The organism is Rhodanobacter sp. OK091, assembly GCF_900142825.1.
In the GTDB taxonomy this organism is placed as follows: Bacteria; Pseudomonadota; Gammaproteobacteria; order Xanthomonadales; family Rhodanobacteraceae; genus Rhodanobacter.
Map to the genome: position 1 here is coordinate 558,221 of NZ_FRCH01000002.1, position 14,403 is coordinate 572,623.

The 14,403-nt window shown below is 64.5% G+C and carries 12 protein-coding genes; 6 read left to right on the top strand and 6 right to left on the bottom strand.

Going from position 1 to position 14,403, the window contains the following annotated elements; all coding sequences use genetic code 11:
• Positions 1 to 7 precede the first annotated feature (7 nt).
• Positions 8 to 226, bottom strand: coding sequence for a hypothetical protein (locus tag BUA26_RS20120; RefSeq protein WP_143154259.1), 219 nt, complete (start codon positions 224 to 226; stop codon positions 8 to 10).
• Here BUA26_RS20120 and BUA26_RS12065 point away from each other — a divergent pair.
• Positions 201 to 3,509: a PAS-domain containing protein gene (locus BUA26_RS12065; RefSeq protein WP_072761024.1), complete on the top strand. Its 3,309-nt coding sequence runs from the start codon at positions 201 to 203 to the stop codon at positions 3,507 to 3,509. The two genes, BUA26_RS20120 and BUA26_RS12065, sit on opposite strands and share 26 nt — an antisense overlap.
• Before the next feature lie 122 nt (positions 3,510 to 3,631).
• Here the strand turns inward: BUA26_RS12065 and BUA26_RS12070 are convergent, their stop codons facing one another.
• Together BUA26_RS12070 and BUA26_RS12075 are read right to left on the bottom strand one after the other, a co-directional pair.
• On the bottom strand, positions 3,632 to 4,519 hold the full coding sequence (locus tag BUA26_RS12070; RefSeq protein WP_072761026.1) for an SPFH domain-containing protein: 888 nt from the start codon (positions 4,517 to 4,519) through the stop codon (positions 3,632 to 3,634).
• 98 nt (positions 4,520 to 4,617) lie between these two features.
• Complete coding sequence (locus tag BUA26_RS12075; protein WP_072761028.1) at positions 4,618 to 5,277, bottom strand: response regulator transcription factor; 660 nt, start codon at positions 5,275 to 5,277, stop codon at positions 4,618 to 4,620.
• A 217-nt stretch (positions 5,278 to 5,494) separates the two neighbouring features.
• On the opposite strand from BUA26_RS12075, the gene BUA26_RS12080 reads away from it, so the two are divergent.
• The 3 genes from BUA26_RS12080 to BUA26_RS12090 all read left to right on the top strand — a co-directional run bounded on the left by BUA26_RS12080 (position 5,495) and on the right by BUA26_RS12090 (position 8,723).
• Positions 5,495 to 7,243: a 3-hydroxybutyrate oligomer hydrolase family protein gene (locus BUA26_RS12080; RefSeq protein ID WP_072761563.1), complete on the top strand. Its 1,749-nt coding sequence runs from the start codon at positions 5,495 to 5,497 to the stop codon at positions 7,241 to 7,243.
• 104 nt (positions 7,244 to 7,347) lie between these two features.
• Entirely contained in the window at positions 7,348 to 7,857 is a 510-nt protein-coding gene (locus BUA26_RS12085; protein ID WP_072761029.1) for a peptidylprolyl isomerase, read from the top strand.
• Positions 7,858 to 8,288: 431 nt separating this feature from the next.
• The gene (locus tag BUA26_RS12090) at positions 8,289 to 8,723 is read left to right on the top strand and encodes a YidB family protein (protein ID WP_072761031.1); all 435 of its coding nucleotides are present in this window, start codon (positions 8,289 to 8,291) and stop codon (positions 8,721 to 8,723) included.
• Between the two features lie 49 nt (positions 8,724 to 8,772).
• Here the strand turns inward: BUA26_RS12090 and BUA26_RS12095 are convergent, their stop codons facing one another.
• Complete coding sequence (locus tag BUA26_RS12095) at positions 8,773 to 9,027, bottom strand: GlsB/YeaQ/YmgE family stress response membrane protein (RefSeq protein ID WP_072761033.1); 255 nt, start codon at positions 9,025 to 9,027, stop codon at positions 8,773 to 8,775.
• A 156-nt stretch (positions 9,028 to 9,183) separates the two neighbouring features.
• On the opposite strand from BUA26_RS12095, the gene BUA26_RS12100 reads away from it, so the two are divergent.
• Together BUA26_RS12100 and BUA26_RS12105 are read left to right on the top strand one after the other, a co-directional pair.
• The gene (locus BUA26_RS12100) at positions 9,184 to 10,383 is read left to right on the top strand and encodes a pyridoxal phosphate-dependent aminotransferase (protein ID WP_072761034.1); all 1,200 of its coding nucleotides are present in this window, start codon (positions 9,184 to 9,186) and stop codon (positions 10,381 to 10,383) included.
• A gap of 47 nt (positions 10,384 to 10,430) precedes the next feature.
• Complete coding sequence (locus tag BUA26_RS12105) at positions 10,431 to 11,417, top strand: malate dehydrogenase (protein WP_072761036.1); 987 nt, start codon at positions 10,431 to 10,433, stop codon at positions 11,415 to 11,417.
• An 83-nt stretch (positions 11,418 to 11,500) separates the two neighbouring features.
• On the opposite strand, the gene BUA26_RS12110 is transcribed toward BUA26_RS12105, so the two are convergent.
• Positions 11,501 to 12,529, bottom strand: a complete 1,029-nt coding sequence (locus tag BUA26_RS12110) for a MerR family transcriptional regulator (RefSeq protein WP_072761564.1) — start codon at positions 12,527 to 12,529, stop codon at positions 11,501 to 11,503.
• A 130-nt stretch (positions 12,530 to 12,659) separates the two neighbouring features.
• Positions 12,660 to 14,255 carry an alkyl hydroperoxide reductase subunit F gene (gene ahpF, locus BUA26_RS12115; protein WP_072761038.1) on the bottom strand — a complete coding sequence of 532 codons (1,596 nt, stop codon included), beginning with the start codon at positions 14,253 to 14,255 and terminating at the stop codon, positions 12,660 to 12,662.
• Positions 14,256 to 14,403 lie beyond the last annotated feature (148 nt).

Genomic DNA, 14,403 nt, shown 5'->3' on the forward strand with positions numbered 1-14,403 from the left:
CCCCGGCTCACGGACTTGCCGCCCACGGATGGGCGGCAAGCGCCAAGCGGGGTGGCCTTTCTCTTTGGTTACCTTTCTCTTTGGCCCCACAAAGAGAAAGTAACTCGGGCGCCGAAGGCGCACGAAAGCTCTTCGCTTCAAACCAGCCCACCAAGCGCAAAGCCATCGCGACTGAAATCGCCTGCACCAGTGCAAACACCATGTTGAGCGCCAGCATCATCGCCATCGCCGCGCTGTGCTGGCTGGGCCTGCTGTTCGGCGTGGCGCTGCTGGGTGAGCGCCGCCCTCACATCTTCGAAAAACGCTGGGCGATCGTGTACGCGTTGTCGCTGGCGATCCACTGCACGTCGTGGACGTTCTACGGCACGGTGACGCAGGCCAGCCGTTCCGGCTGGTGGCTGCCGCCTACGTTTGTCGGCGCCATCCTGGTCTATCTGTTCGCGCTGAAATTCCTCGGCCGGCTGGTGCAGCTGGTGCGCGAGTACAACGCTGGTTCGCTGGCCGATCTGATCGCCGTGCGGCTGGGGCGTCATTCGGGACTGGCGGCGCTGGTTACCGCGGTGGTGGTGATCGGCATCGTGCCGTATATCGCGCTGCAGCTGAAGGCGGTGGCGATGAGCTACGGCATTCTCAGCCACGGCCAGCTGTCCGAGTCCGATCCGTGGCAGGACAGTGCGCTGTATGTGGCGTTGCTGATGGCGCTGTTCGCGATGCTGTTCGGCACGCGGCGCGCGTCGACCATGGCGCACAACCGCGGGCTGGTATTGGCGATGGCGTTCGAGTCGCTGTTCAAGCTCGGCGCGATGCTGGCCTTGGGCACCTTGCTGTTCACTGCGTTGCCGGCCGGTTTGCCGGTCAACGTGCCGCCACCGCCGGACAGCGACGGTTTCCCGGCGCTGATCCTGCTTGGCGCGCTGGCGATGTTCACCATGCCGCATCAGTTCTATGCGGGCATCGTGGAGTGCCGCAGTGACGGCAACCTGCGTACCGCACGCTGGCTCTTTCCGCTTTATCTGCTGCTGATCTCGCTGCCTATCCTGCCGCTGGCGCGGCTGGGCGATGCGTTGCTGGGGCCGAGTGGCGTGTCGTCGGACATGTACGTGCTGGCGCTGCCGCTGGCGCGTGGCGAACACGGCCTGGCGCTGATCGCTTTTCTCGGCGGCCTCAGCGCCGCCACCAGCATGGTGGTGATTGCGACGCTGGCGTTGAGCCTGATGGTGGTCAATCACTTCATCGCACCGTTGCGGGTGAAGGCGGGCTGGGGTCGCGACGAGCACGGCGACCTGCGTGGCGAACTGCTGAATCACCGGCGTGTGGCGATCTTGCTGGTGATTCTGTTGGCCTGGACTTACAGCCGTGTGCTGGCACGCAATGAGGCGCTGGCGGATATCGGCGCGATCTCGTTTTCCGCGCTGGCCGGACTCGCTCCGGCACTGCTCGCCGCGGTGTATCGCCCGCAGCTGGGTTCTCGCGCGGTGATGGCCGGGCTGGCCGCCGGCACGCTGGTGTGGATGTACGCGGTAGTGCCTGCTTTGCTGCCGTCCGCACCGGCGTGGTTGCACCGCGGTCCGTTTGGGTGGCACTGGCTGGCACCTGACGATTTGCTCGGACTGTCCAACTGGAATCAGCTGGGTCGCGCCGTCGTAGTGAGCTTGCTGGTGAATATTGCCGTGATGCTGGCGGTGGCCAGTTCGCGCTACGGCCGCATCGCGCGCGCGGTCAGCGTGGGCGATGTCGGCGTGGTCGAACTGCGTGCACTGGCGGCGCGCTTCCTGCCATCCGAACGGGTCGAGCATCTGTTCGCCAGTGCGCCGGCAGCCGGCCTCGCCGGCAGCGTGCGGGTCGGGCAGGTCGAACACGAACTGGCTGCGGTGATCGGCGCCGCATCGGCACGGTTGCTGTTGGAAGTGGTGCACCGGCAAGGCCGCGACGATCTGGACACGGTCGTCGCCATCGTGGGCGAGGCGGCACAGGATCTGCGCTTCAACCAGCGCGTGCTGGAGGCGGCGCTGGAGAACATGAGCCAGGGCATCTGCGTGGTCGATGCCGAGCTGCGCTTGGTCGCCTGGAACAGTCCGTATGCGCGCCTGTTCAACTATCCGCCCGAGCTGCTGCAAGTCGGACGCCCGGTGGCCGAGCTGACCCGCTACAACATCGACGCCGGCATGCTCGGTCCTGGGGAGGCGGAGCAACGTGTGCAGCGCCGGCTCACGCATATGCGCGCAGGCACCCGGCACCTGTCGGAGCGACGTTTCCCCGACGGCACCATCGTCGAGATTCGCGGCAACCCGATGCCCGGCGGTGGCTTCGTCGCCACCTTCACCGACGTTACCGCGTTCCGCCAGGCTGAAGGCTCGCTCAAGCGCGTCAACGAAACGCTGGAACTGCGCGTGGAAGAACGCACCCGAGCGCTGGCTGCGGCGTCCGCCGAAGCGCAGGCTGCGAACGACGCGAAGAGCCGCTTCCTTGCTGCGGTGACCCACGACCTGATGCAACCGTTGCACGCGGCGCAGCTGTTCGCCCATTCAGTGACCGAGCGCGGCAACGATGCCACCACCATGCAACATCTCAACGGCGCACTCGCCGCTACCGAAGGCCTGCTCACTGGCCTGCTCGATGTGGCGCGCCTCGAAGGCGGCCGCCTGCATCCGCAAGCGCGCGCGTTCCCGCTGGCCGAAGTGCTCGATCCGTTGGCCGCCGAATTCCGCGCCATCGCGCTCGACCGCGGCGTGCGGCTGGACGTGGTCGGCACTCGCGCGTGGGTGCGTTCCGATCCGCAACTGCTGCGCCGTGTGCTGCAGAACTTTCTGTCGAATGCGATGCGTTATGCGGAGCACGGACGCGTACTGCTGGGCGTGCGCCGGTCCGGACAGCAACTGCGTGTGGAGGTCTGGGATACCGGCCCAGGCATCGCGCCGAACGAGCAGCAGCTGATCTTCCAGGAATTCCGCCGCGGCAGCGCCGCGGGCGGGCAGGGGCTCGGACTCGGTTTGTCGATCGCGCAGCGCATGGCCGGACTGCTTGGCCATCCGCTCGGACTGCGCTCATGGCCTGGCCGCGGTAGCGTGTTCGACCTCAGTATGCCGATGGTGCGAGCGGCCACACGACTGCCGCCTGTCGCCGATGCGCAGCAGCCATTGCCGGCGGGCCGCGCGTTGGTGCTGGACAACGAGCCCGCCGCACTCGCCGCGCTAAGCAGCCTGCTCGTCAGCTGGGGTTGGCATGTGCATGCCTGCCGCAATACCGAGCAGGCGCTGGCGGCACCGTGGCAACCGGACCTGCATATCCTCGATTTCCATCTCGATGGCGGGTGTACCGGGCTCGATGTGTGGGAGCGGCTGCGTGCGCGCCACGCCGATGTGCCGACTGTGATGCTGACCGCCGACCGCGACGGCGAGCTGCGCCAGCGCTTGCTGGATGCGGGCATCGGCGTGCTCTACAAGCCGCTCAAGCCGCTGGCGCTGCGGCAGGTACTGCAGCGGGTGGCAGCCGGCGTGGCGCAGGCTTGAACCAGCGCTGGCTTGCGTAGTGCAAGAACGCAGGCCACTGCTAGATGGTTTGGGCAGTGGCCTGGCGGGAAACGCTTTTCGGGTAATTGCCCGATGCATTTCCGCATCGGGCCTGCGATCGGTTACCTGTTCTTGTCGCTGATATCCACGAACGGTACCGCGCCATTGCCGCCGACGTATTGCGGCAGCACGCCGTTCCAGTGCTGAATGGCGTAGAACTTGGTGTACAGCGGGTTCGCCTGCATCGCCTGGCCGACCACTTGAATGGCTTTGGCCTGAGCGTCGGCTTCCAATATGGTGGATTCGGCGATGCCCTTGGCCGATTCGATCTTGGCTTGCGCCTCGGCCGCCGCGGTGACGGTTTTCTGCTCGCCTTCGTACTTCTTCTGCAGCACCGTATTCTGCGCCTGGACCGCTTCGGCTTTGGCCTTGACCGCCTGCTCCACGGAGGCGGAGAACACTGGCGAGTATTTGATGCCGGTGAGCTGCAAGTCGACCACGTTGATGCCGAACAGCCGCTGCAGCGCCAGGCCGACTTCCTTGCGCATCTGCTCGGTGATCTGCGCGCGCGAATCCGAGACATTCAATGTGTTGTACTTGGCGAATACCGCCAGGGCGCGATCGCGGATGACCGGCACGATGGTCGATTCGATGTCGGTATTGCCGGTCTTGCCCACGTCGTACAGCAGGTGCATCACCGCCGTGGAGGGAATCTGGTAGATGACCGAAATGCTGATATCGACCGACTGATTGTCGTTCGTGTATACGCTGAGGTCAGGCAAGGTGTAGGTCGATTGCGAGGTTTGGAGGTAGTCCGCCGTTTCCAGAAAAGGCAGTTTGAAGTGCAGGCCCGTACCTAGCGGCTGCTTGGTAGTGACGGTGCCCCCAAGCCAGCGCACGGCAGCCATCTCGCTCGGCGGTACCACGAAGAACGAACTGGACAATACGATCACGACCAGAACGACGATCGCGGCAATGCTGACAGCACGCGTGCTGATTCCCTGAAACATGGTGGTTCCCCCTGAGTGGTAGTGCTGAGTGGCAGTGCGTAGTAGAGATCGACAGCGCCTACTTTAAGCCAGACGCGCGATGCCACGACACGTCAGGATCAACCCACCCGCGCCGGCTCGCCCAGATCCAGCGACCGCAACAACATCCCCGCCTGCGTCCGATTCCTGACCTTGAGCTTCTCGAAGATCGCGGTGACATGCGCTTTCACCGTGCGCTCCTGGATCGCCAGGCGATCGGCGATCTGCTTGTTGAGCAGGCCTTCGGCGAGCAGGGCGAGCACGCGGGATTGCTGCTCGGTGAGGCGGGCGAGCCGGCTGGCGAGGTCCGTGTCGTTGGGGTTGACGGGTAGCGCGGCGACGGCGTCGGCGAGGTGGGGCGGCAGCCAGGTGCCGCAGTCGAGCACGCAGCGGATCGCTTCGCCGATCTCGGCGGGGCTGGAACTCTTGGGAATGAAGCCGGCGGCGCCGTGATCGAGTACGCGGCGCACGATGCGTGGTTCGTCATGAGCGGACACCACCAGCACGGCGATGCCAGGATGCTGGCCGCGTAGCGCAGCGAGTCCAGACAAACCGTGGCTGCCGGGCATGTGCAGGTCGAGCAGGACCATGTCGATGTCCGGCTCGGCGGCCAGCGTGGCGAATACGCCTGGCAGGTCCGCGGCCTCGCGCACCGCGCAATCGGGCAGGCTTTCACTGGCGGCGAGGCGCAATGCAGCGCGGAACAGTGGATGGTCGTCGGCGATCAGCAGGCTCGTCATGTCGGTGAAGTTAGCGGGCCGCGGCGATGGCGTCGAGTTCAATGAGCGACTTGACGTGGCCGGGACTGGACTTTCGTACGATGGCAGGCAGCGGTGTGCTTGTTATGGTGGCGGAATGAAGAAGTCCGCCCGCTTTTCGACGCTGCTGTGTCTGCCCGTGCTGGTATCAGTCATGCTGTCGGCTTGTGCCCGCGTCCCGATGACCAAGGAACCTGCCATGCGTGAGGTCGATTACGGCGAAGTGCGTGTGACCGAACACCGTGGTCGCGATGATCTGTTGAGCGCCGGTCTGGGACAGGCGGGTTTGGCAGGTGCACCGCTGCCGTTTGCCAATCCGCTGGACCCTACCGCTGAAGAGCTGCGTCGGCGGGCCATCCAGACCAGCTGGAAGGGCATCGCCGATCTCGGCCCGCTAGGCGGTTACGGCACGGTGTACGGCGGCGTGCCGGATGTGCCCGGCCGCGAGTATCAGGCGTTTGCGCGCATTCCCAGCGCGCAAACGCCCCATCGCGTGCTACTGCAGTTGCCCGATCATTTCGACAAGCAGAAGCGCTGCCTGGTAGTCACTGCCTCGTCGGGTTCGCGTGGCATCTACGGCGCGATTGCGCTGGCCGGTGCCTGGGGTCTGCCGCACGGTTGCGCCGTGGCGTATACCGACAAGGGCGCCGGTGCCGGTTATTTCGACTACGCCGACAATAGCGGAGTGGCGCTGGACGGCCGCCGCGCGAATCGCGGCGAAGCAGAATTGGAGTTCCAGCCAACACCGGCACCAGCGGGCACCGGTATCGCGATCAAGCACATGCATTCCGGCGACAACCCGGAGGCCGACTGGGGCCGCCATGTGATTCAGGCGGCGCAGTTCGGGCTGGCCATGCTCGATCGTGCGTTTCCGGACGAGGCGCCGTTCACGGCGCAGAACACGAAGATCATCGCCACCGGCGTGTCCAACGGTGGCGCCGCGGTGCTGCAGGCGGCTGGCCTTGACCAGGATCACTTCTTCGCCGGCGTAGTGGCACTGGAACCGAACGTGCACGTGTTCGAACGCGGCCGTGCGATGTACGACTACGCCACTGAGGCGGCGATCTGGTTGCCGTGCGCGCTGGGTAGCGAGCGCTTCGCGGCGACTCCGTTCGCGCGTGGCCCCGGCGGCGTGTTGCCATCCGCATGGCCGCTGCGCTGTGCCAGCTTGCGCGCGCAAGGCAAATTGCGCGGCAACACCGTGGCCGAGCAGGCGGAGCAGGCTTACCAGTACCTGCACACCCGTGGCTGGACCGACGAAGCGCTGAACACGGCTGCCAGCACCACCACATTCGATCTGTGGCGAGTGATCGCCGCGGGCTATGCCTCGTCCTACCTGCGTCGTGGCGCCAACGACATGCCGTGCGGTTTCCATTACGCGGCGATCGGTGTGGGCGGCCTGCCCGGTGTAGCCGATCCCGTCACCCGGGCAGCGTGGTGGGCAGATGGTGCGGGCATTCCACCCGGCAATGGCATCGGCCTGTTGGGGGGCATGAGTGTCTCGTCCGATCCCACGCTGATCGGCAGCGAATGCCTGCGCGCTCTGTGGACCGGCGACGATCACCAGTCGCAGGCACTGCATGCTTCCATTGCGGCCACGGCGGCCAAGCTGCCGCGTGGCGACCTGCCGCTGTGGGTGGTGCACGGTGCTGGGGACGGACTGTTGCCGACCGCGTTCAGCTCCGAGCCGTATGTGGCGTGGCTGCGCGAGGAAGGACGCGCGCCGATCTATTGGAAGGTACCGTACGCGCAGCACTTCGATGCGTTCCTGGCGCTGCCCGGTTTCGGCGAACACCACGTACCGCTGCTGCCTTTTGGCTATGTGGCGCTGGATCGGTTGTGGGCGTACCTGTACGAGGGAGCGACCTGGCCGACCGATGTGCCGACGCCGGCGGCCCAGCCGCGCGGCGCGGGTATGCTGGAGCGCCGCATGCTCGGTTTGCCGTAGCGCGGTGTTGCAAGCGCATGCCTGGGCGCCGCCGCTGGGGTATTCTTGGCAGCCCGCGTGCCCGTGTCGTGGCACGGTGCAGCTTTTGACCCCAAGGATTTGCGATGACCATCCATGTCACTTTCACCACCAACCGCGGCCCGATCCATCTGCGTCTGCATGAAGACAAGGCGCCGGTGACGGTGGCCAACTTCGTCAACCTGGCCAGGCGCGGTTATTACGACGGATTGTCGTTTCATCGCGTGATCGCCGACTTCATGATCCAGGGCGGTTGCCCCGAGGGCAGTGGCCGCGGCGGTCCGGGCTACAAGTTCGAGGACGAATTCAACCCGTCGTTGCGCCATGACAAGCCCGGCGTGCTGTCGATGGCGAATGCCGGTCCGCGCACGAACGGCAGCCAGTTCTTCATCACCCATGGCGCCACGCCGTGGCTGGACGGCAAGCACAGCGTGTTCGGCGAAGTGGTCGACGCGGCTGATATGGCCGTGGTCAACACGATCCAGCAAGGCGACACGATCGAAAAGGTCACCGTCGAAGGCGACGCCGATGCGCTGCTGGCTGCGCAGTCCGATCGCGTGAAAGAGTGGAATGCGGTGCTCGATCAGCGCGGCTGAGTTTTCAGCCCTGGATTCGCAAAAAAGCTGCCGGTTGCGACCGGCGGCTTTTTTTGTGCATAAGGATGCCCTGATGTATTCAACGCAGGCGTCACCGGTTCTGTCTGCCCGCAGATCAAGGTGCGTCGACGAAGGCAGGCTGGCCGCCTGTCGAGGAGGTGCGCCGCAGAGATGGGGGCAGACAGAACTGGCCCCAACTGATTGAAAATAAATGACGGGGTGATGTCCAGGAGGCCCGCAGGCGGCAGCGCGCGGCTTGCCAAGGCAGCCAGCCTTGGCTGCGCCACGCACCACCACCTGCGAACCTTCTGGACATCATGCCGCCTGTGTTGAATACATCAGGGCATCCTTAAAGTCATGACAGTGTCGCTGGCGCAGGCCTATGATCGACAGGCTCTACTTTATATCCACATCTTCCAAGGAGAACGACCATGTCATTCCTCGATGATTTGCTCGGCGGTCAGGGACAACAAGGTGGCACCGGCTCGCTGATTGGCGTGGCCGGTCAGCTGATCGAGAAGGCCGGCGGTGTGCAGGGCCTGGTCAGCATGCTGCAACAGCATGGGCTGGGTGGTGCGGTGCAATCGTGGGTCGGTACCGGCGCGAACCAGTCGGTGTCAGGCGACCAGCTCGGCCAGGCGCTGCAGAGCGGCGGCATGGCGTCGGTGGTGCAGGAGGCAGCCAGCAAGCTGGGCGTCGACCCCAATGCCTTGCTCAATCAGCTTTCGCAGGTATTGCCGCAGGCGGTCGATCATCTGACTCCGGACGGCCAGGTGCCGGCAGCCGGGCAGGGCAGCGGCTTCAATCTGGGCATGCTCGAAGGCTTGGCAGGCAAGCTGCTCGGTGGCGGCGCAACGCCGGCCTGATCGTGTGGGGGAAAAATCCCGGCGGAGTCTTGCTCCGCCGGGATCGCACTCATGCCGACTTGCGCTTGAGCAGGTGATAGATCAACAGCAACACGATTGCGCCCACCACCGACGCGATGAAGCCGGCGGATTGTCCTTCCTGATACCAGCCGAACAGGTTTTGGCCAACCCAGGTCGCCAGCAACGAGCCGGCGATGCCGATGAGAGCGGTGATGATGAAGCCGCCAGGGTCCTTGCCCGGCGTCAGCAGCTTGGCCACCAGGCCAACAATCAATCCAATCACGAATACCCATAGCCAATGCATGCGGATCTCCTTCGTGAGGTTGCCATGTCCGTCGTGCGGACACGCGCATCATGCCGCTTTCGCCGTGTCATTGCAGCAGCCAGGGTATCGCCCACGAGGGGCCCTGCGGCGTGATAAAATCGCCGCCTTTGCTTCCTCCCTCTGCGTGAGATACCCATGCCCCAGCTCGCCCAGCGTGTCGGCCGCGCCAAACCCAGCGCGATCATGGTGATCGCCGAAAAAGCCAAGCAGCTCAAGGCCGCCGGCCGCGACATCATCAGCTTCTCCATCGGCGTACCGAATTTCCTGCCGGGCGAGCATGTCTATGCCGCCGCGCGCGAATCGCTCTCGCACGACTCCGGTCAGTACGGCAGCAACCGCGGTGCCGAGGCGCTGCTGGATGCTTTCCTGAAGCACATCGAGGCGCTGGGTTTCAGTGGCTACACGCGGATGAATCTGTCGATCGGCATCGGTGCGAAGCAGGTTCTGTACAACCTGGCCGAGGCATTGCTCGACGAAGGCGACGAGATCTGTTTCGCGGCGCCGTACTGGACCACCTACCGCGACATCGCCGATATCGTCGGAGCGAAGACCAACGTCATGCATTGTGGGCCGGAGCAGAACTACAAGCTCACTCCGACGCAGCTAGACGCCGCGCTGGCGCGCAAGCCGAAGGTGTTCCTGTTCAACAACCCGTCCAATCCGACGGGCATGGTCTACACTGGCGAGGAGATCGCCGCGCTGGCCGAGGTGCTGGCGAAGCATCCGGATACCTGGGTGATCACCGACGACATCTACAACTCGATGGTGTTCGACGGCCTCGGCTATCACAACTTCGTGTTCGCGAAACCCGAGTTGCGCGAGCGGGTGATCTTCGTCGATTCGGTATCGAAGACCTACGGCATGCCGGGCTGGCGTGTCGGTCTGCTCGCTGGACCGGAAGCGGTGGCCAAGGCGATCACCACACTCAACTCCAATCACATCACCAGCCTGCCCGAGGTGATCACGGCAGCGGCGGTGGCGGCGTTCAACGGTCCGCAGGATGTCCCCAAGGCCAAGTGTGCGGAGTTTGCCGGCAAGCGTGACATCGTGTTCGCCGCGCTCAGCGCGATTCCCGGGGTGGTCTGTCCGCGGCCACAGGGCGCGTTTTACGCGTTCCCCGATGTCTCCGTGGCGTTCGGCCAGAGTCATAACGGCACGAAGATAAGCAACGACGTCGAATTCTGCGCCGCACTGCTGGAAGCCAAGGGCGTCGCCTGCGTGCCGGGTTCGGCGTTCGGCGAGCCGCGCGCCATGCGCATTTCCTATACCTGCCCGACCGCACAATTGGAGCCGGGCCTGCAACGCATCCAGCAGTTCTTCGCCGAACTGGTCTGACGGTTACTTGCAAAGCATTTGAACACATCATCCAAGGAGTCAACCCCATGAAAGCCCCCGTTCGAGTTGCCGTTACCGGCGCCGCCGGCCAGATCGGTTATGCCTTGCTGTTCCGTATCGCCGCCGGCGACATGCTGGGGCCGGATCAGCCGGTGATCCTGCACCTGCTGGAAATCACCCCGGCGCTGCCGTCGCTGCAGGGCGTGGTGATGGAACTCAACGATTGCGCATTCCCGACGCTGGCTGGCGTGGTCGCCACCGACGACGTCAATGTCGCGTTCAAGGACGTCGACTACGCGTTGCTGGTCGGTGCGCGTCCGCGTGGCCCGGGCATGGAGCGCAAGGATTTGCTGGAAGCGAACGGCGCGATCTTCGGCCCGCAGGGCAAGGCACTGAACGATCATGCCAAGCGCGACGTCAAGGTCTTGGTGGTCGGCAATCCGGCCAACACCAATGCGTTGATCGCGCAGCAGAACGCGCCGGACCTGAACCCGAATTGCTTCACCGCGATGGTCCGTCTCGACCACAACCGCGCGTTGTCGCAGCTGGCCGAAAAGACCGGCGCCCACACCACCGACATCAAGAAGATGACGATCTGGGGCAACCACAGCTCGACCCAGTACCCGGACATCCACCACGCCACCGTCAACGGCAAGGCGGCGATGTCGCTGATCGACCAGGCCTGGTACGAGAACGATTTCATCCCGACCGTGCAGCAGCGCGGCGCGGCGATCATCAAGGCGCGCGGCGCTTCGTCCGCGGCCTCGGCGGCCTCGGCGGCGATCGACCACATGCGCTACTGGGCGCAGGGCACGGCCGAGGGCGACTGGGTGTCGATGGGTATTCCGTCCGATGGCTCCTACAACATCGCGCCGGGCGTGATCTACGGTTATCCGGTCACCGTGAAGGACGGCAAGTACACGATCGTGCAAGGCCTGGCGATCAACGACTTCTCGCGCGGCCGCATGGATGCCACCGACAAGGAACTGCGCGAAGAGCGTGCCGGCGTCGAGCATCTGTTCGCCAAGAAGTAAGCCGGTTCCTATATCGGTTGGGAGGGAAGGGCGGCCTTGGCCGCCCTTCCTTTTTATCGCGAACGTTGGAAAGCCAGATCGCGTCAGTATGCCTTGCGCGCCAGACTCGCCAGTGCCTCTCTTACAAAGCCCTGCAATACATCGTCCACCGAGCTGCCGCTGCGCAGGTCGGGCTCTTTTGTGTAGGCCTCGCGGATGCGGGCATGAGTGGCGGGGTCGTCGCCGGCGTAGGCGCGGAACAGCTCCATCCAGCGCCTAGCCATCTGCTGCACGTGAGGGTCGTCGACGGCCGCGTTTTCGTCGATGGCTTTGCGCAGCTCGGCGATCAGCGCTGGCCAGGCGTACATCTGCTTGCCGTAGTTCGCGCGCATGCGTTCCATCTCTTGCGCGTCCAGATAGCGCTCGAAGATCGCCAGTCGTCCGCTGACCATCGCCTGTTCCACGAATCGTTCGAGTTCGGGCGTGATGCCGCTGCGTTCACGCAGCGCGGGCTCGTTTTCGTTCATCGCGTGCAGGCGCATGAGGAAGGCAGGGTTGTTGCCCGTGCCGCGTTCCACCATGGCCATCCATCGCAGTGCGAGGATCTGTGCATCGGCATCGTCCGGGGTGGAGCCGTGGTCCATCGCCGACTGCACGGCAGTGATCAAGGCGTTCCATTCCGCCAGTACATCGGGGTCGGTATGCAGCGGCAGGTTCTTCAGTTCTTCGGGTGAGAAATATTTTTCGTACATGTTCATCAGTTCCAGCGTTTCCAGCCAGTCGGCCAGGTCGGGAGACTGTCCGGCCACAAGCTGCGTGCGCATGGCGACCAACTGCTGGCGCAGTTTTGCCGCCTGCGCCAGCTCGCGGTCGAGCCGGGCGATCTGGCGATCGACCACCTCGGCCAGCGGTGCCTGCGGCCCGGACAGGGCGGTACCGATGTCGGTCAGCGACAGACCCATCTGGCGCAGGGCCTGGATACGATGCAGGCGTTCGATATTCGCCCTGTCGTAGAGCCGGTAACCGGCAGCGGAGCGCACCGAAGGAACCAGCAGAGCGATGGTGTCGTAGTGATGCAAAGCGCGTACGGTCAGTCCGCATCGTTTCGCAAGTTCGCCCACGGTCAACAACATGTCCGCCTTCTCCATCGGTGCGCGCCCGCAACACTGAGGGCTTACGTTACGTGAGGGTCAAGCGTAGTGGAGCGAGACGCCCGTTCTGCCAAACGATGAACATGCGGGTGGGCCGCTCCGTTCATTTTGATCAAGCAGCAACCGCCTCCTTTTCCACTTTTGCGGCCGGAAGCGGGCTGCGGATCAGATGGTCGAACGCGCTCAGCGCGGCGGCCGAACCGGCACCCATCGCAATCACGATCTGCTTGTACGGCACCGTGGTGGCGTCGCCGGCGGCGAACACGCCGGGCAGCGAGGTCTGGCCGCGCTCGTCGATGACGATCTCGCCGCGCGGCGACAATTCCAGCGTGCCCTTCAGCCACTCTGTATTCGGCAGCAGGCCGATCTGCACAAAGATGCCTTCCAGCGCGACCGTGCGCACCTCGCCGCTCACGCGATCCTTGTAGACCAGGCCATTGACCTTCTGGCCGTCGCCCAGCACCTCGGTGCTCTGCGCGCTGACGACGATGTCGACGTTGGGCAGGCTGCGCAACTTGCGCTGCAGGACTTCGTCCGCGCGCAGCTTGCTGTCGAACTCGACCAAGGTGACATGGCTGGTGATGCCGGCCAGATCGATTGCCGCCTCGACACCGGAGTTGCCGCCGCCGATCACTGCCACGCGTTTGCCCTTGAACAGCGGGCCGTCGCAATGCGGGCAGTAGGCCACACCCTTGTTGCGGTACTGATCTTCGCCGGGCACGCCCATCTGCCGCCAGCGTGCGCCGGTGGACAGGATCACGGTCTTCGATTTCAGCGTAGCGCCGTTGGCCATCTGCACTTCGATCAGACCGCCGGCCTGGCTTGCCGGCAGCAGCCTTTCGGCGCGCTGCAGGTTCATGACGTCGACGTCGTAATCCTTGACGTGCTGCTCCAGCGCCGTGGCCAGCTTCGGACCCTCGGTATAGCCGACCGAGACGAAGTTCTCGATCGCCATGGTGTCCAGCACCTGTCCGCCGAAGCGCTCCGCCACCACGCCGGTGCGGATGCCCTTGCGGGCGGCGTAGATCGCCGCGGCCGAGCCCGCCGGGCCGCCGCCGATCACGAGTACGTCGAACGCGCCCTTGCTCTTGAGCTTCTCCGCTTCGCGGGCGCCGGCACCGGTATCGATTTTCGCGAGGATCTGCTCCAGGCTCATGCGGCCCTGGTCGAACACTTCGCCGTTGAGATAAACGGTCGGCACCGACATCACCTGGCGCGCGTCGACTTCGTCCTGGTACAGCGCGCCGTCGATGGCTACATGCTGGATCTTCGGATTCAGCACACTCATCAGGTTCAACGCCTGCACCACGTCGGGGCAGTTCTGGCAGGACAGCGAAAAATAGGTCTCGAAGTGATAGTCACCTTCGAGGTTCTTCACCTGCTCGATCACGTCGGCCGCGGTCTTGGACGGATGTCCGCCGACCTGCAGCAGGGCGAGCACGAGTGAGGTGAATTCATGGCCCATCGGAATGCCGGCGAAGCGCACGCCGATGTCGCTGCCGACGCGGTTGATCGCGAACGAGGGCTTGCGCTCGTTGTCGTCGCCTCGGACCAGGCTGATCTGATCGGACAGCGCAGCGATTTCCTTGAGCAACTCGTCCAGTTCGGCGGACTTGGCACTGTCGTCCAGCGACGCAACGATCTCGATCGGCTGCGTGACCTTTTCGAGATAGGCCTTCAACTGGGCTGTGAGATGGGCATCCAACATGGGCGTAGCTCCGTCGATGGGTTTCTTCAGGGTGAGCGTGGCGACCACCCGGGCGGACCCGGGCGTCGCTTTGCACTGTGTTTCGGTAGTTCGGACCCGGAGGAACTCCGGGTCCGTTGCGCATGGCGCGATGCGGCTTAAATGCTGG